General features: G+C 60.0%; 31 protein-coding genes. 13 read left to right on the top strand and 18 right to left on the bottom strand.

Features of this window, described 5'->3' with window-relative positions; genetic code table 11:
- Positions 1-235 precede the first annotated feature (235 nt).
- On the bottom strand, positions 236-862 hold the full coding sequence (locus AB4Z52_RS06690) for a DUF922 domain-containing Zn-dependent protease (RefSeq protein ID WP_442217125.1): 627 nt from the start codon (positions 860-862) through the stop codon (positions 236-238).
- Positions 863-965: 103 nt separating this feature from the next.
- Here AB4Z52_RS06690 and folP point away from each other — a divergent pair, with 103 nt between their 5' ends.
- From folP to folK, 3 genes are read left to right on the top strand one after another with little or no spacing between them, the layout of a single operon-like run.
- Positions 966-1,829 carry a dihydropteroate synthase gene (folP, locus tag AB4Z52_RS06685; RefSeq protein ID WP_442217124.1) on the top strand — a complete coding sequence of 288 codons (864 nt, stop codon included), beginning with the start codon at positions 966-968 and terminating at the stop codon, positions 1,827-1,829.
- Positions 1,826-2,194 (top strand): dihydroneopterin aldolase, encoded by a 369-nt coding sequence (folB, locus tag AB4Z52_RS06680; protein ID WP_111161315.1) that lies wholly within the window; start codon positions 1,826-1,828, stop codon positions 2,192-2,194. Before folP ends, folB begins: the two co-directional genes overlap by 4 nt.
- Positions 2,178-2,720, top strand: coding sequence for a 2-amino-4-hydroxy-6-hydroxymethyldihydropteridine diphosphokinase (gene folK / locus AB4Z52_RS06675; RefSeq protein ID WP_442217123.1), 543 nt, complete (start codon positions 2,178-2,180; stop codon positions 2,718-2,720). Before folB ends, folK begins: the two co-directional genes overlap by 17 nt.
- On the opposite strand, the gene AB4Z52_RS06670 is transcribed toward folK, so the two are convergent.
- The 4 genes from AB4Z52_RS06670 to AB4Z52_RS06655 all read right to left on the bottom strand — a co-directional run bounded on the left by AB4Z52_RS06670 (position 2,710) and on the right by AB4Z52_RS06655 (position 6,605).
- On the bottom strand, positions 2,710-3,258 hold the full coding sequence (locus AB4Z52_RS06670; RefSeq protein ID WP_442217122.1) for a hypothetical protein: 549 nt from the start codon (positions 3,256-3,258) through the stop codon (positions 2,710-2,712). The two genes, folK and AB4Z52_RS06670, sit on opposite strands and share 11 nt — an antisense overlap.
- Before the next feature lie 218 nt (positions 3,259-3,476).
- Entirely contained in the window at positions 3,477-4,547 is a 1,071-nt protein-coding gene (locus AB4Z52_RS06665) for a YcjF family protein (protein WP_442217121.1), read from the bottom strand.
- Positions 4,544-6,013 carry a YcjX family protein gene (locus tag AB4Z52_RS06660; RefSeq protein ID WP_442217120.1) on the bottom strand — a complete coding sequence of 490 codons (1,470 nt, stop codon included), beginning with the start codon at positions 6,011-6,013 and terminating at the stop codon, positions 4,544-4,546. The genes AB4Z52_RS06665 and AB4Z52_RS06660 overlap by 4 nt, the downstream gene beginning before the upstream one ends.
- A gap of 82 nt (positions 6,014-6,095) precedes the next feature.
- Positions 6,096-6,605, bottom strand: coding sequence for a SixA phosphatase family protein (locus AB4Z52_RS06655; RefSeq protein ID WP_442217119.1), 510 nt, complete (start codon positions 6,603-6,605; stop codon positions 6,096-6,098).
- Positions 6,606-6,886: 281 nt separating this feature from the next.
- On the opposite strand from AB4Z52_RS06655, the gene dksA reads away from it, so the two are divergent.
- Complete coding sequence (gene dksA / locus AB4Z52_RS06650) at positions 6,887-7,306, top strand: RNA polymerase-binding protein DksA (RefSeq protein ID WP_111161321.1); 420 nt, start codon at positions 6,887-6,889, stop codon at positions 7,304-7,306.
- Between the two features lie 116 nt (positions 7,307-7,422).
- Here the strand turns inward: dksA and AB4Z52_RS06645 are convergent, their stop codons facing one another.
- The 6 genes from AB4Z52_RS06645 to AB4Z52_RS06620 all read right to left on the bottom strand — a co-directional run bounded on the left by AB4Z52_RS06645 (position 7,423) and on the right by AB4Z52_RS06620 (position 10,781).
- Entirely contained in the window at positions 7,423-7,761 is a 339-nt protein-coding gene (locus AB4Z52_RS06645; RefSeq protein WP_442217118.1) for an ArsR/SmtB family transcription factor, read from the bottom strand.
- On the bottom strand, positions 7,748-8,209 hold the full coding sequence (locus AB4Z52_RS06640) for an SRPBCC family protein (protein WP_442217117.1): 462 nt from the start codon (positions 8,207-8,209) through the stop codon (positions 7,748-7,750). The genes AB4Z52_RS06645 and AB4Z52_RS06640 overlap by 14 nt, the downstream gene beginning before the upstream one ends.
- A 69-nt stretch (positions 8,210-8,278) precedes the next feature.
- Positions 8,279-8,890: a LysE family translocator gene (locus AB4Z52_RS06635; RefSeq protein WP_442217116.1), complete on the bottom strand. Its 612-nt coding sequence runs from the start codon at positions 8,888-8,890 to the stop codon at positions 8,279-8,281.
- 82 nt (positions 8,891-8,972) lie between these two features.
- A complete protein-coding gene (locus AB4Z52_RS06630) occupies positions 8,973-9,785 on the bottom strand; it encodes an AraC family ligand binding domain-containing protein (RefSeq protein WP_442217115.1) in 813 nt (270 codons plus the stop codon).
- A 13-nt stretch (positions 9,786-9,798) separates the two neighbouring features.
- Entirely contained in the window at positions 9,799-10,389 is a 591-nt protein-coding gene (locus AB4Z52_RS06625; protein WP_442217114.1) for a hypothetical protein, read from the bottom strand.
- Between the two features lie 2 nt (positions 10,390-10,391).
- Positions 10,392-10,781 carry an acyl-CoA thioesterase gene (locus AB4Z52_RS06620; protein ID WP_442217113.1) on the bottom strand — a complete coding sequence of 130 codons (390 nt, stop codon included), beginning with the start codon at positions 10,779-10,781 and terminating at the stop codon, positions 10,392-10,394.
- 190 nt (positions 10,782-10,971) lie between these two features.
- On the opposite strand from AB4Z52_RS06620, the gene AB4Z52_RS06615 reads away from it, so the two are divergent.
- The 4 genes from AB4Z52_RS06615 (at position 10,972) to AB4Z52_RS06600 (ending at position 14,691) form a co-directional block, all read left to right on the top strand.
- Complete coding sequence (locus tag AB4Z52_RS06615; RefSeq protein ID WP_442217112.1) at positions 10,972-12,291, top strand: extensin-like domain-containing protein; 1,320 nt, start codon at positions 10,972-10,974, stop codon at positions 12,289-12,291.
- A 69-nt stretch (positions 12,292-12,360) separates the two neighbouring features.
- Positions 12,361-12,618, top strand: a complete 258-nt coding sequence (locus tag AB4Z52_RS06610; protein ID WP_442217111.1) for a hypothetical protein — start codon at positions 12,361-12,363, stop codon at positions 12,616-12,618.
- Positions 12,619-13,006: 388 nt separating this feature from the next.
- Positions 13,007-13,933 carry an ABC transporter ATP-binding protein gene (locus AB4Z52_RS06605; protein ID WP_442217110.1) on the top strand — a complete coding sequence of 309 codons (927 nt, stop codon included), beginning with the start codon at positions 13,007-13,009 and terminating at the stop codon, positions 13,931-13,933.
- Positions 13,930-14,691 (top strand): ABC transporter permease, encoded by a 762-nt coding sequence (locus tag AB4Z52_RS06600; RefSeq protein ID WP_442217109.1) that lies wholly within the window; start codon positions 13,930-13,932, stop codon positions 14,689-14,691. The genes AB4Z52_RS06605 and AB4Z52_RS06600 overlap by 4 nt, the downstream gene beginning before the upstream one ends.
- Here AB4Z52_RS06600 and AB4Z52_RS06595 read toward each other — a convergent pair.
- The 4 genes from AB4Z52_RS06595 to AB4Z52_RS06580 form a co-directional block, all read right to left on the bottom strand.
- Positions 14,688-15,116 (bottom strand): DUF2442 domain-containing protein, encoded by a 429-nt coding sequence (locus AB4Z52_RS06595; RefSeq protein ID WP_442217108.1) that lies wholly within the window; start codon positions 15,114-15,116, stop codon positions 14,688-14,690. The two genes, AB4Z52_RS06600 and AB4Z52_RS06595, sit on opposite strands and share 4 nt — an antisense overlap.
- A gap of 94 nt (positions 15,117-15,210) precedes the next feature.
- A complete protein-coding gene (locus AB4Z52_RS06590; protein ID WP_442217107.1) occupies positions 15,211-15,912 on the bottom strand; it encodes a TIGR02281 family clan AA aspartic protease in 702 nt (233 codons plus the stop codon).
- Positions 15,909-16,130 carry a DUF1289 domain-containing protein gene (locus AB4Z52_RS06585; protein ID WP_442217106.1) on the bottom strand — a complete coding sequence of 74 codons (222 nt, stop codon included), beginning with the start codon at positions 16,128-16,130 and terminating at the stop codon, positions 15,909-15,911. Before AB4Z52_RS06585 ends, AB4Z52_RS06590 begins: the two co-directional genes overlap by 4 nt.
- 18 nt (positions 16,131-16,148) lie before the next feature.
- Positions 16,149-16,931 (bottom strand): adenosylcobinamide-GDP ribazoletransferase, encoded by a 783-nt coding sequence (locus AB4Z52_RS06580; protein ID WP_442217105.1) that lies wholly within the window; start codon positions 16,929-16,931, stop codon positions 16,149-16,151.
- 136 nt (positions 16,932-17,067) lie between these two features.
- On the opposite strand from AB4Z52_RS06580, the gene cobT reads away from it, so the two are divergent.
- Positions 17,068-18,084 (top strand): nicotinate-nucleotide--dimethylbenzimidazole phosphoribosyltransferase, encoded by a 1,017-nt coding sequence (gene cobT / locus AB4Z52_RS06575; protein WP_442217104.1) that lies wholly within the window; start codon positions 17,068-17,070, stop codon positions 18,082-18,084.
- A 193-nt stretch (positions 18,085-18,277) separates the two neighbouring features.
- Positions 18,278-18,658: a diacylglycerol kinase gene (locus tag AB4Z52_RS06570; RefSeq protein WP_442217289.1), complete on the top strand. Its 381-nt coding sequence runs from the start codon at positions 18,278-18,280 to the stop codon at positions 18,656-18,658.
- Positions 18,659-18,661: 3 nt separating this feature from the next.
- Here AB4Z52_RS06570 and AB4Z52_RS06565 read toward each other — a convergent pair whose 3' ends face one another.
- Positions 18,662-20,191 carry a sensor histidine kinase gene (locus tag AB4Z52_RS06565; RefSeq protein WP_442217288.1) on the bottom strand — a complete coding sequence of 510 codons (1,530 nt, stop codon included), beginning with the start codon at positions 20,189-20,191 and terminating at the stop codon, positions 18,662-18,664.
- Positions 20,192-20,314: 123 nt separating this feature from the next.
- Between AB4Z52_RS06565 and AB4Z52_RS06560 the strand changes: the two genes are divergently transcribed.
- From AB4Z52_RS06560 to AB4Z52_RS06550, 3 genes are all read left to right on the top strand, one after another.
- On the top strand, positions 20,315-20,884 hold the full coding sequence (locus AB4Z52_RS06560; protein WP_442217103.1) for a thermonuclease family protein: 570 nt from the start codon (positions 20,315-20,317) through the stop codon (positions 20,882-20,884).
- On the top strand, positions 20,884-21,531 hold the full coding sequence (locus tag AB4Z52_RS06555; RefSeq protein ID WP_442217102.1) for a uracil-DNA glycosylase family protein: 648 nt from the start codon (positions 20,884-20,886) through the stop codon (positions 21,529-21,531). Before AB4Z52_RS06560 ends, AB4Z52_RS06555 begins: the two co-directional genes overlap by 1 nt.
- Positions 21,532-21,597: 66 nt before the next feature.
- Positions 21,598-22,086, top strand: a complete 489-nt coding sequence (locus tag AB4Z52_RS06550) for an Lrp/AsnC family transcriptional regulator (RefSeq protein WP_442217101.1) — start codon at positions 21,598-21,600, stop codon at positions 22,084-22,086.
- Positions 22,087-22,162: 76 nt separating this feature from the next.
- On the opposite strand, the gene AB4Z52_RS06545 is transcribed toward AB4Z52_RS06550, so the two are convergent.
- Positions 22,163-22,465 carry a hypothetical protein gene (locus AB4Z52_RS06545; RefSeq protein ID WP_442217100.1) on the bottom strand — a complete coding sequence of 101 codons (303 nt, stop codon included), beginning with the start codon at positions 22,463-22,465 and terminating at the stop codon, positions 22,163-22,165.
- A gap of 88 nt (positions 22,466-22,553) precedes the next feature.
- Positions 22,554-23,426: an NAD(P)-dependent oxidoreductase gene (locus AB4Z52_RS06540; RefSeq protein ID WP_442217099.1), complete on the bottom strand. Its 873-nt coding sequence runs from the start codon at positions 23,424-23,426 to the stop codon at positions 22,554-22,556.
- Positions 23,427-23,538 lie beyond the last annotated feature (112 nt).

Genomic DNA, 23,538 nt, shown 5'->3' with positions numbered 1-23,538 from the left:
ATCACCAACAGGCGAGGGAGGAAGCACCTGCGGCATCGGACACGCCAGGAGAACTGGAGAAACCGGAACGCAGAACCAATCGGTTGATGATCGTGTGGGCATAGGAGAACTCCATTTTTGTCTCACGTAAAGTTCAAAGACGAAAATTGGAGTGGATTGTGACAATCTGTGACATGTTTCGCACAGGTTGCAAGAGCGAGCATCTTAGGGTTTCAGCGGAAAGCTTGGAAATCGCTCAGTTTTCGTCATTCTTCGAAACAGACCGGTAATTCATCAATCTCTTCATCCTATTTCGGAAGTTTGCCGCCTCGATCAAGTCGAAACGTGCCTGATCCCTGTCGTGCTCTTCGATGTTGCGTGCTGATTCGGCATTGATCTTAACTTGAAGCAGGTCGCAATTGCGCTCCGGCGGCAGCTTGAGAATCGCTTGCTCGGTCATCCGGGCGTGTTGCCGGGCGATTTCGGCATGACGTTCCTCATGGCGCCTGATGTCGGCCGAGAGCGTGTCCCAGACCAACGACAGGCGCTTGGGCGCGTGGCTCCGGTCTTTCCAGCGCGGCAGGATAATTTCCGTTTCGACCGTGACCTTGATACCGATGATATGGCATCGACTATCTTCCTCGACATAGGTCGCCTGCCCACCAAACTGAATGTTCGTGGCGCCGGGATGGCTGCTGCTTGCGCCGATGGCGGTCGGTCCACGTGCATTCAGCGCTGCATCCAGTTCGTCGGCGGTGTTGCCGCTGATGTCGAAATAGGAGACGCGCTTGTGCGCGACGACCTCAGCCGATGCCGCCATGCTCATGCCGCACAATAGAAGGACGGCCAGCGCAAAGCGGGCTTGACGGACTGCGAAGGGCATTCGTGCGGCTACCAGGTTGAACTTTGCGAAAGCTTGCGGCATAGCCACTACGAGCGCAATATCGGAGCGGTATTTTTTTATTTTCCAACGGGATGGGCGTTTGGTGAGCGAGATTAACGGCGATCGTTGGCAGGTGGCACATGGGCGCAGCCTCGAGCTCGGCCGCTCAAGCACGATCATGGCGATCATAAACGTCACGCCGGATTCCTTTTCGGATGGCGGCCGTTTCGAAGCCGTCGATGCGGCGGTTGAGCATGCGCTCGCCTGCGTTACCGAGGGCGCCCGGATTGTCGATATCGGCGGCGAATCGACAAGGCCGGATGCAGATCCGGTGAGCGCCTCAGAGGAGCAGGGCCGTGTCCTGCCTGTTATCGAGGCCCTGCGCGGCAAGACCGACGCGCTGATATCGGTCGATACCTACCGAGCGGATACAGCACGGCTGGCCGTCGGCGCCGGTGCTCACATCATCAATGATGTGTTCGGGCTGCAGCGGGAGCCTGAGCTTGCGAACCTTGCAGCTCAGACCGGCGCCGGGCTCTGTATCATGCACACCGGCAGGGATCGCCAGAAGCTGCCCGACGTCATCGACGACCAGATCGCCTTTCTCGATCGATCGCTTCAGATCGCCGCTTTCACCGGCGTGGCGCGCGAAAGCATCGTGCTAGATCCCGGATTTGGCTTTGCCAAGGATGTCGACGAGAACCTTGAACTGATGGCGCGCTTCGAGGCGTTGCACCGGTTCGGGCTGCCGCTGGTCGCCGGCACTTCCCGGAAGCGCTTTATCGGCGCTGTCACGGGGCGGGACGCTGCCGACCGGGACGGTGGAACTGCGGCGACCAGCGCCATCCTGCGCTTGCAGGGGGCGGCCATATTTCGGGTGCATAATGTCGCAATCAACAGGGACGCACTGGCGGTCGCGGATGCTATTATCGCTACGCGGGCGAAATCACGGGAAAAGACATCATGACCGGCATCTACACCATCACCCTACAAAACTGCGCTTTTTTCGCCCGTCACGGCGTTCATGACGAGGAGGAGTTCCTCGGCCAGCGTTTTTTCGTCGATGCGGAACTCGATGTCGTTGCCGGCGATGCGCTTGAGAAGGATTCCATCGAGGACACGGTCAATTATGGCATCGCATTCACCGTCATCGAGGAGATCATTACCGGCAAGCGCCGCTACCTGATCGAATCGTTGGCGGTCGACGTTGCCAAGGGGCTGTGCAATCGGTTTCCGCAAATCCGCAGGGCGAAGATTACGGTGCGCAAGCCGAATGCACCTGTGCCGGGCGTGCTCGACTACGTGCAGGTGAGTGTTGAACATCTTGCCTGAGACAGGTTGGAACCGGGCAACGCTTGGTCTCGGCGGCAATATTGGCGATCCGGTAAAGGCCATGGCGTCCGCGCTGCGCAGTCTTGAGGCGCGCGCCGACTGCCGGATTGTCGCCGCCTCGCGGCTCTACCGGACGCCGCCATGGGGAAAGACGGATCAATCGTTCTTTTATAACGCCTGTGCCGCTGTCGACACGAGTGTCGGCCCTGACGCGCTGCTGGAGATCTGCCTCGGTATCGAACGCGAGATGAAGCGCATTCGGGTCGAGCGCTGGGGACCACGCACCATCGACATCGATATTCTGACTTATGGCGATTTTGAGCGGGAAGCGACTGATTTGCAGCTTCCGCACCCGCGAATGACCGAGCGAGGCTTCGTGTTGATGCCGCTGGCGGATTTTGCGCCTGGCATGATCGTCAAGTCGCGCAGCGTTTCGGATTGGCTGCGCGAGGCCGACATAAACGGAATTGAGATTGCTGACGAAGACCGCGACTGGTGGCGCAAAGAGCCTGCTTCTACTGGATAGACCCAACTGTCATGTCGTCGACCGAGCGCTTCAGGCTGAGGCCGATCACAGGGATCATCTGCTCTTCGACCTTGACCGAGATTGTCACGTTCATCGATTTGTCGTCCTGCAGGCGGGCAACCATGACGCCGTTCAGCTTCTGGCGGTTTAGGCCGATGACGACGGCACTGTCATTGACGGTACCTGATGTCACGTCGAGGCCCTTGCCGGCGGCGCCGTCGAGGAATTTGCCCTTGTAGGTGCCTTCGCCTTGCGTGATTTCGGCCGACATCGGCTGCTGGAAAACGCCGACGCGGCAGGTGCCGTCGAGCTTAATGCCGGTGGTCGAGCCGTCCAGAGCAGTTCCGGTCAGATTGCAGGTGAACTTCGTTCCCTTGTACTTACCGGCGACGATCTCGCCGGGGCCGCGCCAGGCGCCGGATACCGACTGGAAGAAAGCCTTGTCGCGAGGTGCCGCATCGGCCGTGCGCGCCCAGTCACCGAGAGACATGCCTACGGCTGCGATGCCGCATACGATAAAGAACTGGCGCGAAAACATTGGCTTTCCCTAGCGAAGAGGAACAGGAAACTGCCTTAAAACGCGTCGCGTCGGAACGGGATCATGTGACGCGCTTCAAGTCTCTGTTTTTATGCATGTCGTCATCCCAAAACCGCTGCGCACTTTTGAGAGACATGGACCAGAGTTTTGCCGCAGAATGGTTAATGCTTGGTTTCCAGTCCGCCAAATCACTGCCATTTCAAGGCAATTTACCGATATCACCGGCCCTTTGCGCCAGGAGTGAGGTCGCCGATGAAATCGCCGATGCCAGGTCGCTTTAACGCCTTGAACGGCAACGGCCGGCAGAGGTCCATTGCGGCGATGCCGATGCGCGCCGTCATCATTCCGTTGACGACGCCCTCGCCAAGCCGCGCAGAGAGCTTCGAGGCGATGCCGTGGCCGAGGATCTGCTGGACGAGCCCGTCGCCCACAGCAATCGAGCCGGTGACTGCCAGATGCGCGAGCACGTCACGCATCAGCTTGAACATGCCGATGGTGCCGGGGCGGCCGCCGTAAAGCTCGGCCATGGCGCGGATCAGCCGCGCGGACTCGTAGAGAACGTAGAGAAGATCGACGACGGCACGGGGGCTGACGGCCGTGACCACCGAGACGCGCTTTGACGCACCGAGGATGAGCGCGCGGGCCTGACGGTCGAGGGGCCCGAGTAGCTCACGTTCGGCAAGGGTGATCAGATGCGGCGCGTCGATGATGTCGTCTTCGGACGCCTTTAGCGTCGCCCGGCCCTTGGCGGTTTCGGGCTTTGCGGCAAGCAGCGTGGTCAGGCGTTCGACAAGAGCCCTTGCGCGCGCCGGCCGAGTTTCGAGATATGCGGCCTCTGCCTCCGTCTTGATCGTCTGGACGGCGGCAAGCCGCATCAGACCGGCGGTCTCGCGCACGACGATGGCGAGCACTGCAAGGATGCCGACGGCAAGCACCGCCAGCGCCGTATAGCCGAGCCAATCGGCGCGCGTGAACAGGTTGCGGATCAGGTCGTCGATCCAAAGCCCGAATGCCAGAGACAGCAGCGCGCCGAAAGCTCCAAAGGCGATCTTGGCAAAGGAAAAGCGACGACGGGGCGACGGCGAAAGCGGCACGGGAAGCCCGATATGCGGATTGAGGAACGGATCCTCCTCGTCGGACGTCAATATGATATCGGCTTGGAAGCTCTGCGGCTTCCTCGACGCCTGGACGGTCTTGGCGCGGGGCTCGGTCTCGCGCTCCGGCTCCAGCGAGAAAGCTGCAGGCCGGCGTGCGGGTCTGTTGGGTTCTTCGTCGGTCGGTTTCGTCATGCGAGACGGTCTCCGAACAGGAATTGCATGGCCCGGTCGAGCCGGATATGCGGAATGGACAGCGTTACGCCGCCGGTCTCGTCCAATTGCGGTGGCCGAAAGCGCACGATGTTGAGGTCCGGAAGCTGCGTTTTATCGGATGTGGAATCCAGGGTCTTGAACAGCCACTGTGGATTTTCGGGCAGGTCGCCGGGAAAAATGGCAGTGTTGCGCAGGCCGTCGAAAACCTCGCCGTTGATCTTTTCACCGTCCATCGGCGTTCCCGAGATGACCGGCAGCATGTGGCCGTCGCTTTTCACCGTCCCCTCGCGGGTAGCGCGCACGGAAGCAAGCGCCATGACGTCGATGCCGGCGCCGCTCATGCCGATGCGCTCGATTGCGCGCTCGACGAGGCGCCGTGTAAGGACTTCCAATCGGTCGTGGCTTTCGTGGTGGAGGTGATCGGCCTTGGTGGCGGCGACCAGCACGCGGTCGATGCGGCGGCCCAGCAGGGCCGAGAAAAGGGAATTGGTGCCCGGGCGGAAGCAGTCGAGCACGTCGCCGAGCGCTCGCTCGAGATCTTGTATGGCCTCCGGACCCCGATTGATCGCCTGCAGGGCATCGACGAGGACGATCTGGCGATCAAGGCGGGCGAAGTGTTCACGGAAGAAGGGTTTGACGACGACGGACTTGTAGGCCTCGTAGCGCCGCTCCATCATCGCCCAGAGAGAGCCTTTTGGGGCGTTTGCCTCGGGCGGGACGAGGGGCGCGAAGGTGAGTGCCGGGGAACCGTCGAGGTCGCCAGGAAGCAGGAAGCGGCCCGGCGGCAGGGTGGATAGCGAGCGTTCGTCGGATTTGCAGGCCCTGAGATAGTCGGTAAACGAGATGGCGAGATTGCGGGCGCGCATTTCGTCGGCGGCAACGTTGACATCCGTTGCGTGGGTCGCTGCAAGCCAATCGCGTGACAGCTCGGCGCGTACGCCTGCCTTGGCCAGAGTCAACGTCTCCTCGCTGAAGGTGCGATAGTCCTTTCTAAGGAGCGGTAGGTCGAGTAGCCATTCGCCGGGATAGTCGACGATGTCGATGGAGAGCCGGCCTGCCGAGAACAGCCGGTTCCAGCCGCTGGCGCTTTGATATTCGAGCGTGATGCGCAATTCCGAAATCGCGCGGGTGGAATCGGGCCATATCCGGTCCTTCACCAGCGCCCGGATATGGTCCTCATACTGAAAGCGCGGCACAGCATCGTCCGGTTGCTGTTCGAGCCGCACGGCGGAGACCCGTCCGGACTGCACCGGTTCGAACAGCGGAAGGCGGCCACCGTTCAAAAGATTATGAACCAGCGAGGAAATGAACACCGTCTTGCCGGAGCGGGAAAGACCCGTGACCCCGAGCCTTATCGTCGGATTGACGAGGCCCGTTGCCCGATCGGCCAGATTGTCGAGGGCAATCAGCGCGTCGTCGGTGAAGGATGTGAGGCTTGGCGGCAAGGCGGGATCCCGGGGTTACGGCTCAAGCGCAATATAGGAAGCGTCGCAAGGCTCTGAAAGGAGCAGTCGGCGAACGGCTCGCCTAGTCGGTAATGAAGTCGGCAAGAACCCAGCTTCTGCCCTTTTCGCCTGGATCCTTCAGCGGATCGAGGACGGCAAGCCCGGCGGTTGGAAAGCCCTTGGGAAGGGCCTTCGCCAGTTTATTGCGACCGATCAGGGCCTCCAGTGCCTGCAGGATGTTTGGATTGTGCCCGACCAGCATCACCGACTTGACCGTCGTCTGTGCTGCAAGGAGAGCCAGATAGGTCTCGCGCGTGCCGTTGTATAGTTCATCGACGTAGAGGAATTCTACGGATGGGTCGACGGTGCGGCGAATGGCCTCCGCCGTTTGCCGGCATCGCGCGGCGGTCGAGGAAATCACCAGCTCGGGCCTGTATCCCTTGTCGGCGGCCTTGTCGGCAACGATTTCCGCCTCCGCAAAGCCGTTGTCGTTGAGGGGACGGTCAAAGTCCCGGCCACCCGACTGGGCAGCAGCGGCTTCGGCGTGGCGTAGTAGATAAATCCGAAACGGCGGCGGCAGTATGATGGTCATGGCATAGATTTCCAGGGTGTGACCGATGCAGTGACCTAACGTCTGTATGGGCGTTCCGTCAACTGGAGCCTGTCAAGCAACGTTGCCGCGAAAGCTTCGCTCACGCGATGGTTACACTCCGGCGTATTTTGCCGGATTGCGAATATATGGTGAAAAAATAGACGTTTAGCTGACTTTTATGACAAATTTAAAATTCTGTAGGGCGCCTCTATTTGGCTTGAATCGATACCACGGGTTGGGATATACACCCGCCTAATGAGATGTTCTTCAGGAGAATCGCGTTGAGTGAGAAGATCGATCTTAGCAGTTATGTCCCCTCGGAAGACGAGGAGTTCATGAACTCGCAGCAGAAGGCGTATTTCCGGGCGAAGTTGGTAGCTTGGAGAAATGACATCCTTAGAGAAGCGCGGGAAACGCTCGAGCATCTGGCCGAGGAAAGCGCAAACCATCCGGACCTCGCCGATCGAGCGTCGTCCGAAACCGACAGGGCCATCGAACTTAGAGCCCGCGACCGTCAGAGAAAACTGATTTCGAAGATCGACGCTGCGATGCAGCGGATCGACGACGGCACCTATGGCTATTGCGAGGAAACCGGCGAGCCAATCGGTCTGAAACGGCTGGACGCCCGGCCGATCGCGACGCTGTCGATCGAGGCGCAGGAGCGTCACGAGCGCCGCGAGAAGGTCTATCGCGACGAATAGTCGATCCGGGCATCCGGGCTGAGAATATCAGGGCGCGACGATCTTTCGTCGTGCCCTTTATACTTTGGGGGCGGAAAACCTTCGCCTCAGGCGGAGGCCCCCTCCTGCGGGCTTGCTCAGCGTTCCACGAAAGCGCGCAAGTTCTGCAAGGCATCGTCCCATTGGCGCGAGACGCTGTCGAGATAAGCTTTCAGCTCGAGAATTGGTTCCGGCTTGAAGGCATATTGGCTTTCGCGGCCAACGCGCATGCTTTTTACCAGCCCGGCATCCTCGAGCACGCGCAGATGCTTGGTGATCGCCTGGCGCGTGATTGCGGTGTCGGCGGACAGGCCGGCGATTGAGCGCGCCTGTCCGTCGCTCAACCGCGTCAGCAGCGACAGGCGGGTGCGGTCGCCGAGGGCTGCAAAGATGGGCGCCGGACTGGCGGCCTGGACTACCACTCTATCGTTCAACATGCGCCCTGATATTCTCCATCTGTATTCCCCATCCCCTGTCGTTCATTCGGAAGGCGTCCGGCCGGCGGTTTGGCGGCAGGGCGTCGAAGCCGGTCTCGGTCAACGTCAGATGCGTTCCTGTTGCGGTCGGCCTAAGGCGGAACTCGACCAGCGTCGGAGTTTCTCCAGAATAATCCACTTCTGGTTCGATCGCGTAGGGATGCCACGTGAAGGAAAACAGGTGGGGCTCGTCCATCGCCTTGATGGTCGCCTTCCATCGGACATGCTCTTTGCCGGGATAGGTTATCTGGCCGGTTGCAAGGCGGCCGGGCACGAACGGGGCGTCCATCTTCACCTTAAACCATTCGCCGAACTGCTCGTGGTCGGTCAGCGCCCGCCACACCTTGTCGATGGGGGCCCTGAGCTCGATTGTCTTTTGGATGACGTTTGTCTCGACTGTCTGTGTCATATCAGCAACCTCCTGGTTGCCTTTACCTTGCCTCAAGAGGTGGAGAATGGCAACCAAAAAGTTGCGCTTTTACTGGTGTGCGATTGCAAGCTTCATGCCCAGCAGGCCGAATGCGCCGGCAAAGCCGCGACGGAGCCAGAGCATGATGGCCGGTTTCGAAATGACGTAGTGCCGGGTCGCAGAGGCGAAGCTGCCGTAGACGACGAAGACGATAAAGGTGAGGGCCATGAAGATGAGAGCCAGCCAGAGCATGTAGGTAGTCGGGTTGGCTGTGTTCGACGGGACGAACTGCGGCAGGAAGGCGAGGAAGAATATCGTCAGCTTCGGATTGAGAATGTTCAGCAAGAAGCCGTTGATGATGATTTTCGTCGAAGAGACCGTCGCGTGTTGCTCCGAAATCTGAAGCGCGCCTCCTGACCTGAGGGTTCCCCAGGCCATGTAGAACAGATAGGCGACGCCAAGATATTTGATGATCTGGAAGGCGAGCGCGCTGGTGTGGAGGAGGGCGGCAAGCCCGACGACGCTTGCCGCGATGCTGGGGACGATGCCGAGCGTGCAGCCGAAGGCGGCCAGAACGCTGGCGCGCCAGCCTTTGCTCAGGCCATAGGCGAGGGTGTAGAGGACACCCGTGCCGGGCAGGAGAATGACGATCATCGATGTCAGCAGATATTCCGGTGTCACGGCGGCGCTCCTTGCGGTTTCAACGAGGTCGCAAAAGAGCGCATGGACCGCGCAACGTCTTGAACGGAATTGCAGGTGCCAGTTAGTTCATGGCAAGGGCATAGGCGCCGGGCGAGATGCCATGGTTGCGAATGAAAATCCGGGTCATATGGCTCTGGTCGGCAAAACCGCTGGCGACGGCAGCCTCGGCAAGCGGAATGCCAGTGGCAATCAGATGGCGTGCGAGGTGGATGCGGCGCTGGACCAGATAGGCATGCGGAGTAAGCCCGGTCGCTCGGGCAAAGCCGCGTAGCAGCTGAAACCGGCTCATGCCGCTTTCGCCCGCCAGATCGGCGAGCGTAACGGCGGCGGCCGGATCATCGTCCATCAACGCTTTCGACCTGGCGATCGCGCCTGAAACGGCCGGGCGCTTCGAAAGCGCTTCTTGTCCCGGCGCAAGGCTAGCCAACAGCCTCAGAAGGCATTCGTCCCGGCGCAACGCTGCGTCAGTGGCATCTTCCGCCGTTATTGCCGCAAAGAGCGACAGGAAGCAGTGGGTAAGCGGCAGCGCCGTGATGACGGGTCGGGTGAATTCGAAATCCGCGACCTTGCCTTGACTGATATCAAGACTGATATCAGCGATTATATCGGGGTCGAAATAAAGCATCTGCCACGATCGACCGGCCTCACCGATCGGCATGCCGTCGTGAACCTCGCCGGGGTTGACGGTGATCGTATCGCCTTGGCCCGCCTCGACCATGCCGCGTCCGCTGAGAGATTTTTGCGCTCCGCGATGGATGACGCCAATGCCGAACTGCTCGTGCGTGTGCCTTGGGAAGCTATGTCGCGTCTCCGCCACGACGGCCTCGACGCCGGCAAGGTTGCAACGCTTGATCCGGAACTGGCCCTTTATCATGTCGGCATCTCCGTCATCCGAGCACGTCGTAGAAGCGGAAGATGAAGCTGATCTGGTAGATTAGGCCGATGCTGACAAAGATCGCCTGGAAGCGCCTATTGGCGGTCATGGCCGCGACGATGCAAAGTACGATGAAGACGGCGTTGCGTACTGGATATTCCCAGCCGAGCGAGTGGAAATAGGCCTGGCCTTTGAGGAAGGTGTCAATGAGGTCAACGGCGTAAGTAAGGGCAAGAAGGCCGAAGAACCAGCGGCGGCGCGAGATGAAATATTCCTCATAGCCGCCATATTCCTCCACCGAGGCCGGAAATAGCAGGACGCAGAGAAAGAAGAACAGGCAGCAGAAGCAGATCAGGAAAAGATAGACGCCGAAATTGATGACGGCGAGCGACTGCAGCCGGTATTCCCACCACCAGAAGTGGATGATGAACAGGAACATCGATAGCACCCAGCCAAGGTGGACCAGATAGACGCGATGCTTGCCGGGCGATTGCACGAAGCCCGCAAGGCCCGTCAACAGGCGAGCAAGGCTTAGGCTAATGACGATCGACATCACCGTGCGGATGTAGACGTAGATCTCCGCCGTGCTCGCTGCCGGCTGCATGCTTAGTCCTCCGCAGGTACCGGCTTCGGTTTGCCGTCCTGGTCGAGCGCCACCATGATGAAGGTGCCGACCGTCACCTTCTCCATCTTCTCATAGCGAAATCGTTGCGCCCAGGCTTCTACAACGAGCGTGATCGATGTGGTGCCGACGCGCGTGATATTTGTGTAGACACTCAGCGTATCGCCGATCTTGACGGGCAGGTCGAAGGCCATTTCCTTGACTGCTGCCGTGACGACGCGGCCCTTGGCGCGCTCGGCGGCGCGGATGCCGCTTGCAAGGTCCATCTGCGCCATGACCCAGCCGCCGAAGATGTCGCCGGCCGGATTGGCGTCGGCTGGCATTGCCAAGGTTCGCAAGGTCAGCTCGCCTGTCGGCTTTGCGGTGTCGGTCATCCGGTTACTCCTGTCGGGGGGGCTTTTGATTCCCGCCACCCTAGGCAATTGCTGCACGATGGAAAAGACCCCTTGCAAAGGTCACACTTATGCCCTCCCGCCGCCGCGAAGAGGTAAGCATTCATTTACCGTGTTGATTTAGATTTGATGAAAATGCCGACCACACTGGCAGCAGACGTGGATGGAGTGTATGGCGTATTTTCATCTTCTGCATCGATCCATTTTCCCGCTACTTCTATCCTCCGCGCTGGTTGGCTGCTCGGTAGACAGCGCATTGCCGCCGTCGAGCGTCGGGCGCACGCATGTGAGCTCGATCGAGCCGCGTCGTGTTTCTCCCAATGTCGCGCCACAGACGCAATATGCCTATTCCAGCAACACGGCGCCGGTTCGCTCCGCATCCGTCGACTATCTCGATACGCCGAACCTTGCGGGCCTTGGACATTCTCCCAGATCACGGCAGCCTGCGGCACCCGCAATGCAAGCAGCGTCGAGCCAGGGCGCATCGCCGGCGGGCGGTGCCGCGGATGCATTTGTCGCAACCGGCAGCCGCCAGAGTGCCGCGCGACAGAGCCCCATCCCGTCGCAAGGCATCAACATGGATGCCGGGCTTGGTGTTGCCTCCGTGGACGGGCAGGGCGCCGGTGCTCAATCAGCCTCGGACCAGGCCGTCGTCGGTCTGGCGCAGGAAGAAGAGCAGAACATCGCCGAGGGCAATTCCGCAGAGCCGGTTGTCGACGGCATCGGCTCCGATGATCCGACGCAGACCAATGGGCCAACGCGCGCCAATCAGCGCGCCCTGCCGCGCTCCCAGGTGCAGTCGCAGATTAGCGACAATCGATCATGGCAGCAGGGTCAGCAAGTTGCCATGCTGCCGCGTCTCCAGAACCCGATGCTGTCAGCGGAGCCGGACGCAGCACCGCAATCGACACCGGCAATGCCCGGAGTGATGCCGGCCTCGGAGCTTCAATGCCGCCAGGAACTCAAGCGGATGGGTGTGATCTACGAAGACAAGCCTGCGATCTCAGACGCTCCGGCCTGCCAGGTGCCCTATCCCGTTTCGCTCCGCGGTCTTTCCGGCGATATCGCCGTCAAGCCGGCGGTGACGCTGAATTGCCAGGTGACGCTTGCCTTTGCCAAGTGGGTGAAGAACGAGCTGGCACCGGCCGCGCGCACGCGATACTGGTCCGGCGTCGGCACGATCATCCCGCTTGGCGGCTATTCCTGTCGCCGGATGAACAACAGCGCGCAGCGCTACAATCCGATGTCTGAGCATGCCCATGGCAACGCCATCGACGTCGGCAAATTCGTGCTGAAGAACGGCCATGAGATCGACATCCGCAAGAAAGGTCTGTTCTCCTTCCGCGAAGGGGCGCTCTTGAAGGCGGTGCGCTCGGATAGCTGCCGCTATTTCGACACCGTCCTTGGCCCCGGCAGCAACCCGGAACATTGGAACCACTTCCACTTCGACCTCAGGGATCGGCATGGCGGCAGGCGCTACTGCAGCCTGTAATTATTCGCGAAGTCCAACTTGCCACGTTTCGACTCCGATCCATTTTATAAAGTTCAAGGGAGCTTTCGAATGGCTGAAAATGTGCGGGGAAGGCGACGGGGCTTCGGCGTTGCGTTGGTCGCTGTGATTGTTGCAGCTGTTTTCGTGATCGGCGGACGCTGGTATTCATACATCGCCTATGCGGACGACCCCTTCGACGAGGTCGGCATCGGCCTCAACCAGATGATGCCGACGCCGATCCGCGACTTTGGCTGCGCCAAACTGAAACAGCGCTTTGCCGACAGGACGCTGCCGCCGGCCGGCTGCGGCATCAACGGCATGTGGTAGTTTTGGGGGCGATCGGGTCTGGAGACGAAAAAAAGCCGGCGCAAGGGCCGGCTTGAGCGGCGTGCAGCGAGATAAGGGGTCCGCTGGCGCCGAAAATTTATTTGGTGGCGAAATGCATTTTTCGCAGAAACACGTACTGTTAAAAGGACCTCGAAGTATCTGAGGCGCTTGCGGGCCGCTAAGGGGCGTTGGGCGGGGTGCGGCAGTCGCCATCGCCTGGAGGGGTTATTGCGCATGAACGTCACGGTTTGATGACGTGTGCTGTCTGCAACTGATTGTTTGAGCCTGAACACACTGTTCGCGCCGGGCGGGATGGCAAAAGCTGCTGCGATGGCTATATAGCGGGCAGTTGCTGCACAAATATTCGAAAAGCCTGATAAATCCCATCATGACGCCCATCATCTCCATCCGCAATCTCACAAAGACCTATGCTAATGGGTTTCAGGCGCTGAAGGGCATCGATCTCGATGTCGCCAAGGGCGAAATCCTGGCTTTGCTCGGTCCGAACGGCGCCGGCAAGACGACGATGATCTCGATCGTCTGCGGGATTTCCAATCCGAGCGGCGGTACGGTGACGGTCGCAGGCTACGACACAATCAAGGATTACCGCCAGACGCGCACCCTGATCGGGCTGGTTCCGCAGGAGTTGACGACAGACCAGTTCGAAACCGTGTGGAATACCGTGAGCTTTTCGCGCGGCCTGCACGGCAAGAAACCCGATCCTGCCCATATCGAAAAAGTCCTGCGTGATCTGTCACTCTGGGAGAAGCGCGACAACACTTTGCGCGAGCTTTCCGGCGGCATGAAGCGGCGGGTGCTTATTGCCAAGGCCTTGTCACACGAACCGCAGATATTGTTCCTCGACGAGCCGACAGCCGGCGTTGATGTCAGCCTACGCAAGGAAATGTGGCATGTGGTCGAGACGCTGCGCGCATCCGGCGTCACCGTCATCCTGACGACGCATTACATCGAGGAGGCCGAGGAGATCGCCGACCGCGTCGGCGTCATCAACGGCGGCCGGCTTCTGCTTGTCGAGGACAAGAAGACGCTGATGGCAAAGCTCGGGCGCAAGCAACTGATCCTCGACCTGACCGAGCCGCTGGACGAGCTGCCGGAATGTCTCGGCGGCAATGGCCTGTCGATCGGCACTGATGGCAATACGTTGATCTATGATTTCGATGCGGAGCACGAACAGTCGAGCATTGCGACGCTCCTAACCGGCCTCGGCGCGCAGGGCATTCACTTCAAGGATCTGTCGACGCGGCAAAGTTCGCTCGAGGACATTTTCGTCCAGCTCGTGGGAGAGGACAGATGAATTACGAAGCGGTCAAGTCAATCTATTTCTTCGAGATGGCGCGCACGCGGCGGACGCTACTGCAGAGCGTCGTGTCGCCGGTCATCTCGACATCACTTTATTTCATCGTTTTCGGGGCGGCCGTCGGCTCGCGCATTCAGGAGGTCGAGGGCATTTCCTACGGCGCCTTCATCACGCCGGGCCTGATCATGCTGACGCTGCTCGGGCAATGCATTAGCAACGGTTCCTTCGGCATCTATTTCCCGAAATTCGTCGGAACGATCTACGAGCTCCTGTCGGCGCCGGTCGCCATGCCCGAGATCGTGCTCGGCTATGTCGGGGCGGCGGCCACCAAGGGCATGCTGATCGGCGTCATCATCCTAATCACCGCCAATTTTTTCGTCCACGTCACCATTCTCCACCCATTCATGATGGCGCTGTTCTTCATATTGACGGCGGTTACCTTCAGCCTATTCGGCTTCATGATCGGCATATGGGCGAAGAATTTCGAACAGCTGAACCTGATCCCGATGCTCGTCGTGCCGCCGCTGACCTTCCTCGGTGGCAGCTTCTATTCGATCAACATGCTGCCGCCTTTCTGGCAGGCCGTCAGCCACCTGAACCCGGTGCTCTACCTCGTCAGCGGCTTCCGCTGGAGCTTCTACGGTATCGCTGACGTCAACCCCGCCATCAGCCTTGCGATGATCTCGCTGTTCTTGGTGATCTGCCTTGGAACCCTGGCATGGATTTTTAAGACGGGATATCGGTTGCGGAACTAGCCCTGACCGCTGGTGATCCGCGCCTTGCGTGGCCCTCCGCCCTGGGGTCCGTTTTCGCGCAAGGCATTTCCCTTGGCGAGTGAACACGATCGTCCGCCTGAGGCACCCATTTGGCTGCCCATCCAGCGCTTTATACCAAAGACGCCTTGCAATAGCGCCGGTATGCAGAGATCGGCATCAATTGCTGGCCAGTCAAGGCCGTCGCCGAGTGGGCTGATCTCGATGTCTGCCAGTTCGTCTGCAGTCGCGTTCTCCAGCCCTTGCGCCAGTCGCGGCGGGAAAGCGAGATCTAAGCCGCTGTCGAGGCTGAATATGATGCGCGACATTCGGCGGTCGTAGCGGGCGCGAACCGCCTTCGGCTGATTTTTAACGTCGGCCAGCATCCATTCTTCCGCGGCAATCCAGTCTTCGTCGGTGATCATCATGGATGCGTTTCCACGCCGCGCACAAAAGCGCAACGAACCGCGCGAACTCCCATTCATTCATGCAAAAGTATAGTGGAGACTGGTGCAGGAAAGTCTAGTCCCTCAGCCGCAGTTCGTCCGTCTGCATCTGCATCGAGCCGAGCGTTTCAAGGAAGCTCATGCCAAGCAGGCTCTGGTCGAGCTTGCCCGCTTCGGCGACGGTGGCGGCGACGTTGCGGCGGGAGATGGGGCCGATCGAGACGTTGCCGAGCTCGATGGGGGCTGCGCGGGCGCGGCCATTGGCCGTCATCACCGTCATCGAATAGGTGAGGTTCTTGGGGATGATGCCGACGCGGGCGGCGTCCTCCTGCGACAGGGCTACCATGCTGGCCCCTGTGTCGACAAGCATTTCGATCTTCTGGCCGTTGACCCTGACATCGGCCTCGAAATGGCCGTTGAGCAACTTGTGCAGGATGATTTCCTGGCCGCCTTCGCTTGTCGTGACGACAAAGGCGCGTCCGGGGATGAGGCCTGCGAGCAGGCGGTTGCCGACCGCCATCGCGTCGTTTCGATAGAGATAGGCGGTTGCAAGCGCGAGAATGATGACGAACCAGATCAACAGATTGCGCAAGGTCTCGCTGACAGTGCGGCGGCTTGCCCAGATGCCGGCGCCAACCAGTGTCGCAATCGGCAACAGATAGACCATCCGTCCGAAATCATTGTTGTCGATGCCTAGGGTTGTGCCTGTGTCGTGGTTGAAGACTAGAAACGCGAGGCCGATGCCGAGCACGGCAAGGACGACAGTCAGGCGGTTCATACGGCGGTGCGCTCCCGTGCCAGCCGCGAACGCCTGGTTTCCCTTCGAGGCTTCCGCTCGACGCCATCGAGCCGCGCAGGCAAGGCTTGCATGATCTGGCTGCGTTCCTCGTTGCTATAGAGTGTCCACTCGCCGATCTCTTCGCGCGTGCGTCCGCAGCCGAAGCAATAGCCAGTCTTCATGTCGATCGAGCAGACGAGGATACAGGGTGTTTGCATGGGGCATATATCGTCGCTTCAAATGCTCATGGCAAGGGTGCAAAAAGTAGCGATTTCGCAAATCTGCTGTGTGGCGCCGATGGTATCGCCGGTGTGTCCCGAGAGCCTCTGGCGTATGCGTGCGGTGAAAGAGAACGTGCAGAGGGCGACGACGAACAGGATGGCAACGACGGGTGCCAGGCCGGTCACGGGCCAGAGCAGGATGGCCGCGACGAGCGTCGCCGTTCCCAGCGCCGTCCACATCGCTTCGCCGTCCGGCTGACCAACAGCGGCAGCCACGCCATCACTTTTTGCCGGAGGCAAGGCGTGCCAGTGCCATACCATGCCGCCACGGCTAATGGCGGCGGCGGCCGGTATCGAGAGTACGGCTGCAAACGGCGGCAGTCCGCGAGCGATGGCAGCAAGTGCCGCTGCTCGAAGCCCGAAGGAGAGGATCAGCGAGATGGCGCCATAGGTACCGATCCGGCTGTCCTTCATAATGGCAAGGCTCCGGTCGCGATCCTTGCCCGCGCCAAGCCCGTCCGCGCAGTCGCTGAGCCCGTCTTCGTGCAATGCACCCGTGGTCAGCGTCTGGAAGGCCAAGGCGAGCAGGGCAGTCAGCAGTGCATCGACATGAAGCAAAAGCAGCAGGCCGAAGACGAACGCTGCCGGCAGAGCTAGAATGAGCCCCGCCGCTGGAAAGGCGCGCGAGACGCGGCCGAGATTGCCGTCGTCACCGACAAATACGGACGACGGCACGGGAATGCGGCTGAGGAAGGCAAGGGCGCGCGCGATATCGGCAGCATAATCCTTCACGCCCATGGGCTTCTATCGTCCTTCGTTCGTTGGGCTGCGACTGATCAAGGCGCTTTTGGAGTTGTTCGCGCCTGCATCCGTCATTAAGAGAGTCGCCAAGCAAAAAAGCTGATTTGGAACCAAAAGACAAGGAACCGCCACCATGAGCGTCACCGGGCTTCCATTCGACGATTTCCGCGCCCTCCTGCGCGACCTGCCAGGACCGGATGCAAAGGCGTTGGCCGATGCGCGCGAACGCGACGCGCAACTGACCAAGCCGCCGGGCGCGCTCGGCCGCCTTGAGGAAATCGCCTTCTGGCTGGCCGCCTGGACCGGCCGCAAGCCGTCCGTGACGCGGCCGCTCGTGGCGATTTTTGCCGGCAATCACGGCGTGACGAAGCAGGGGATCACTCCGTTTCCGCCTGAAGTGACACAGCAGATGGTGGAGAACTTTGCAGCCGGGGGCGCTGCCATCAACCAGATCTGCGTTGCCTACGATCTCGGATTGAAGGTCTTCGACTTGGCTCTCGATTACCCGACCGCTGATATCACCGAGGAACCGGCCCTATCGGAGCGCGACTGCGCGGCCACCATGGCGTTCGGCATGGAGGCGATTGCCGGTGGCACCGACCTGTTGTGCATCGGCGAGATGGGGATCGGCAATACGACGATCGCCGCCGCGATCAATTACGCGCTCTACGGCGGAACGGCTGCCGAATGGGTCGGTCCGGGCACAGGGTCCGAGGGAGAAATGCTGACGCGGAAAATCGCGGCCGTGGAGAAGGCCGTGGCCTTGCACCGCGATCATCTCGGCGATCCGCTCGAAGTGCTGCGACGTCTAGGCGGCCGCGAGATCGCCGCCATGGCCGGCGCGATCCTTGCAGCGCGGGTCGAGCGCATCCCCGTCATCATCGACGGCTACGTCGCGACGGCCGCAGCGTCCATCCTCAAGGCTGCAAACCCTTCGGCTCTGGATCATTGCCTGATCGGCCATGTCTCGGCTGAACCTGGGCATCTAAAGGCGATCGAGAAGCTCGGCAAGACGCCGGTGCTGGCACTCGGCATGCGGCTTGGCGAAGGGACCGGTGCTGCCCTTGCCGCTGGCATCGTCAAGGCTGCCGCCGCATGTCATTCGGGCATGGCTACCTTCGCCGACGCGGGTGTCGCCAACAAGCATTGATCGGGCAATTGCTAATGATCCCGACTTGCCTTGCATGCAAGGAATATGTATTCGCGGGAAAGCAACAACAACACGTCGCGTAAAAAGGGTGCCTTGCAGCGTGTTTTGCGTCTCTATTTCGTGCATGTCGTCTTGCCAAAATCGTGGCAGGTATTTCGGCGGCATGTATTAGCCGGATATGGAAATGGTGGATTTGTCGAAATCAGCGGTGACGAAGGAAACGGGGATCAGGCATTTCTTTGCGGCTGCCGGTTATTCCTGGGGCGGTTTTGTTAGAATTCTGCATGAGGCCGCGTTTCGTCAGGAACTGCTGTTTTTCGTCGTGGCGCTGGTAGTGCTTTTCCTGGTCGGCGCCACCGCGTCAGAAATAATGATCTCGGTGATGCTGTTTCTCGGACTTTTCGCGATAGAGGCAATGAACACGGCAGTCGAGGAGGTCATAGACCGGATCTCGCCGGAGATATCAAACGTCGGCAAGCATGCGAAGGACCTCGGTTCCTTTGCTGTGTTCTGCATGCTCCTTGCCTGCGCAATTCACCTGGTCTTCACGATGGTCGTCCACCTGTTCCTGTAGCGGTCAGGCGAAGCTCTTCTTTTTCCGGCCGATCGACGGGGTGTCCTCGACAGCGGGCAGGCTCTGTAGGACGCGCATGGCCGGCAGGATGGCGATTGCCTCGGTGCCTTCGCGCAGCTTCGATTTCAGGATGAACTGCCCGTCGTGCTTGGCAAGGATCGCCTGGACGATCGGCAGGCCGAGGCCCGTGCCCTGTTCGGCACTCTTGATCGCAATCGACCCCTGCCCGAATGCGGAAAGCACGACCGGAATTTCTTCCTCTGGTATGCCGGGGCCATTGTCCTTTATCGAGACATATTGACCGCCGCCGGCCGTCCAGCCGACCTTGACGTTTATTTCGCCGCCCTGAGGCGTGAATTTCACCGCATTGGAAAGCAGGTTCAGAACCACCTGACGCAACGATTTCTCATCGGCCCAGAGCGAGGGAAGCTTCGGCTCGAACTGCTGGGAGATCGAGATGTTCTTGGCGCGGGCGCGCAGCTGAACCATGCCGATGCAATCCTCGGCAATGTCGAGCAGCGAGACGGCCTCCTCGCTGAGGTCATACTTGCCGGCCTCGATGCGCGACAGGTCAAGAATTTCGTTGATGAGGTTCAGCAAGTGCTGGCCGGAGCGATGGATGTCGCCGGTATATTCCTTGTAGGTCGGGTTGTTGAGCGGACCCATGACCTCAGCGGACATCACCTCCGAAAAACCGAGGATCGCGTTCAGCGGCGTCCGAAGCTCATGCGACATCGAAGCGAGAAAGCGGGATTTGGCAAGATTGGCCTCCTCGGCGCGCCGGCGCGCTTCGTCGGACATCGACTTGGCGACCTCGAGCTCGGCAATCAGATCGTCCTTCTCCGTTTGGAAGGAGAGGATCTTGAGGTTGGACTGGAAAAGCCGGTCGGTGATGAAGACGAAGAAGACAACGGCGGTGACGAAGATCGCCATCAATGCGAGGTCGAGCGAGTTGCGCGTCAGGATGACGCGAAAGCAAAGGGCGAGTACCGTCGGTGCACAGGCAAAGAGAACGGCGCGCGGCAGCATGAAATTGGACATTGCTGTGACGCAGACGCCGGCCAACAGCATCGCGCCCTTATAGGCGACAAAGGATTCGCCGCCGCAGTTGGAGCAGCCTTGCATTGCGAAAAACGCCCAGCAGCAACCGACTAACACCTGGCCGAGAAGCATGATGCCCCGCCATTTTCGGGCGCCTTCAACGGTAAGTTCCTGCTTGTCGGCGCGCTTGGCCAGAATCATGTTGATTGCATGGGCGCTGAGCGTCAGGAATGCCCAGGTGAATATCTGGATGTCGCCGGTGAAATAAAAGCCAAGACCGGTGATGATAATGACGAAAATCGGCATTACGGCGGCGCCCTGCAGCATGGCGCTTACGTGCATCGCCGTCAATTCGCGGTCGAAATTTTCAACATGGCCGGTCTGCAGCCGTTCACGTGTCTGTCGCACGGCCTTGGACACGGCCTTGTTGCGATGACTACGCGATCGGTCAACGATGATCTTATCTGTCGATGTGCTGACGCCGGTACTCATGTGCACGTTGAAACTTGTTCTGCAGATGGCTACAGACTATTCGCCAATCGTTAAGAAATGCTGCGGTGGCAACAATCTATTTGCCATCTTTGCGAAGGATTTGTTGTTTAAGGAGGCAGAAACGTGACGCGATCCGGTCGCCTTTATCGCGATAAAATAGCGGCATTTGCGCTTCTGGCGCTGATAGCCTTGTTCGCAGCGATCTTGAACAATCGACCGCAAGCCATTCTATCCGGCGACTTTAACGTTGTCGATGGCGACAGCCTGATGCGCAACGGCGAGCGTTTAAGGCTGCTCGGTATCGATGCGCCGGAATATCGGCAGCAATGCGAGCGCGACGGCGCAGCTTTTCCCTGCGGGCAACAGGCCAGGGCGTTGCTCGTTAAGCTCTTGCAAGGCGGATCGGCCGAGTGCCGGGGCAATGATCGCGACGGCTATAACCGCCTTCTCGTCACTTGCCGGATGAAAGGCGCCGATCTCAACGGCGAGATGGTCCGGAGGGGAATGGCGGCGTCCTTCGGCAGCTATAGGTCCGAGGAGAATGAGGCTCGCGTGGCGCAGGCGGGTATGTGGGCAGGCAGTTTCGAGCGACCGCAGGAGTTTCGACGCGAGCAGGAGGCGCAGCGGGCTCAAGGTTCCGATCCGCTGAAAAAGGCGGTCGATTTCATCCGTCATCTGGCAGGGTGGGATTGATGATTGCGACGGAGGCCGAGCGCGAAATCGTTCTGCAGGGGCTGAGACAGGACATCGCCGCGTGCAGGATCTGTCGCGATGCGCCGGCGCGGGGGCTGGAACATCGGCTGCCGCATGAGCCGCGTCCCGTGGTTGTCCTGTCGGCAAAGGCGCGGGTCCTCATTGCGGGCCAGGCGCCGGGCCTTCGAGTCCATGGCAGCGGCAGGCCGTTCGACGATGCGTCGGGGGACCGTTTGCGGCAATGGCTGGGAACTGACCGGGAGAGCTTCTACAATGCCGACCGGTTCGCGATCGTTCCGATGGGCTTCTGCTTTCCGGGCTACGACGCAAAGGGAAGCGATTTGCCGCCGCGTCGCGAATGCGCCCCGCTTTGGCGTCAGCATGTTCTGGCCGCGATGCCGCAGGTCGAGCTTATCCTCACGATCGGGCAATATGCGCAGGCTTGGCATCTCGCCTCGGCACAAATGCCGTCGATGACGGAGACCGTTGCGCAGTGGCGCCGCTATCTCCTGACCAACCAGTCGCCGGCGATGCTGCCTCTGCCCCATCCCAGCTGGCGCAATAGCGGTTGGCTGAAGCGAAATCCCTGGTTTGACGCGGAGCTTTTGCCGGTGTTGCAAAAACGTGTAAAAATCCTGGTTTCTTGAAACAAGTTTCTTCTCGTTTGCCGGAATCGCGTTATATAGAGAATATATTTCGAAAGGACATTGGAAATGGACCGTCTCGACAGGAAGATACTGCGGCTTTTGCAAGAAGATTCAACGCTGGCAGTGGCCGATCTTGCCAAGAAGGTCGGTCTGTCGACCACGCCTTGTTGGCGCCGCATCCAGAAGATGGAAGAAGATGGCGTCATCCGCGGCCGCGTGGCGCTGCTCGACCCGGTCAAGGTCAACACCAAAGTCACGGTCTTCGTGTCCATCCGCACCAGCAGCCACTCGATCGAATGGCTGAAACGTTTTTCCGAGGTCGTTTCCGAGTTTCCCGAAGTGGTGGAATTCTATCGCATGAGCGGCGATGTGGATTATCTGCTCCGCGTCGTCGTGCCCGACATTGCCGCCTACGACGCCTTCTACAAGCGAATGATCGCCAAGATCGAAATCCGCGACGTTTCCTCGGTTTTTGCGATGGAGCAGATCAAGTATTCGACGCAACTGCCGCTCGACTACATGAACATGGAAAACGCGAAATCTCACGAGGATTGAGGGTTCGCCGATCCTCGCCCTCATCAGTTGCGCGTTTGGCGGTTGATAGCGAGGTTGCGGTCCTGGATATCGCGGACTAGCGTTTCGCTGATCTCGCAGGCCGATCGCTGTTGGCCGGCGGACGATGCCGGCATGTGGAAGGCTCCGCCCTGTGGGGATCTTGAGCCTTCTCCCCGTGAACCGTTTCGGCCGATCGTAGTACCGAATGAGCTCGAAGTGCGGCTCGCATGAAGGCCGCGAATATGACGTCGTCCGGTCGCCGCCAGCCTTCGTCGAGGAAGATCAGGATCGGATGGCCGTCGAGCAATTCGTCAAGGCCGTGAAAAATATACATCAACGCGGGGCTGTGGGTCAGCGGATCGTCGAGTATCTTCGTCATGTCGAACCCGGCAACGTCGGACCAGCTAAAGCGATCCTCCGGATTGTTGAACAGCCAGCCCAACTTAGAAGGCTATACGAGCCTGCAACTATTTCCTGTCCAGTCGCGCCAGCAGCGAAGAGGTGTCCCAGCGGCGGCCGCCCATGGCCTGGACGTCGCCGTAGAACTGATCGACGAGGGCGGTGACGGGGAGTTTTGCGCCATTGCGACGGGCCTCGGTCAGCACGATGTCAAGATCCTTGCGCATCCAGTCGACAGCGAAGCCGAAGTCATATTTTCCGGCATTCATTGTTTTGTGACGGTTCTCCATCTGCCAAGAGCCGGCCGCACCCTTCGAGATCACCTCGACCACCTTGTCGATATCGAGACCCGCCTGCTTGCCGAAATGGATGCCTTCCGCCAGACCCTGGACGAGGCCGGCGATGCAGATCTGGTTGATCATCTTCGTCAATTGGCCAGCGCCGACTGCGCCCATCAGGCCGACCATTCTTGCATAGGCGTCGATCACGGGTCTTGCTTTTTCAAAGGTGGTCTCGTCGCCACCGCACATCACGGTCAGCACGCCATTTTCCGCGCCGGCCTGGCCGCCGGATACCGGGGCATCGATGAAGCCGCAGCCCCCTGCCGCGGCCGCTGCAGAAAGTTCGCGGGCGACCTCCGCGCTGGCGGTCGTGTTGTCGATCAGGATAGCGCCTGGCGTCATGGCGCCAATAACGCCATCCTTGCCGATGGTCACGAATCTGAGGTCGTCGTCGTTTCCGACGCAGGTAAAGACGAATTCAGCGCCGTCGGCCGCTGCCGCCGGAGTTTGCCCGGACTTGCCGCCATATTGCTTCACCCAGGCTTCGGCCTTGGCAGCGGTGCGATTGTAGACGGTAACGTCGTGGCCGCCCTTGACCGCGAGATGTCCTGCCATGGGATAGCCCATGACGCCCATGCCGATGAACGCGACTTTAGCCATTTGTAGACCCCTTTTGAAACTCGGCTTCGAGGCTTAGCGGAAAGGCGAAAGAGGGGAAAGGGTGTTTTGATGCTTCGGTGGCTCGCTGTGGACCTGCCGGAAAGAGAATTCC

The organism is Rhizobium sp. 2YAF20 (assembly GCF_052114685.1).
Taxonomy (GTDB): domain Bacteria; phylum Pseudomonadota; class Alphaproteobacteria; order Rhizobiales; family Rhizobiaceae; genus Rhizobium.
This window is presented reverse-complemented; position numbering and strand designations above follow the sequence as displayed.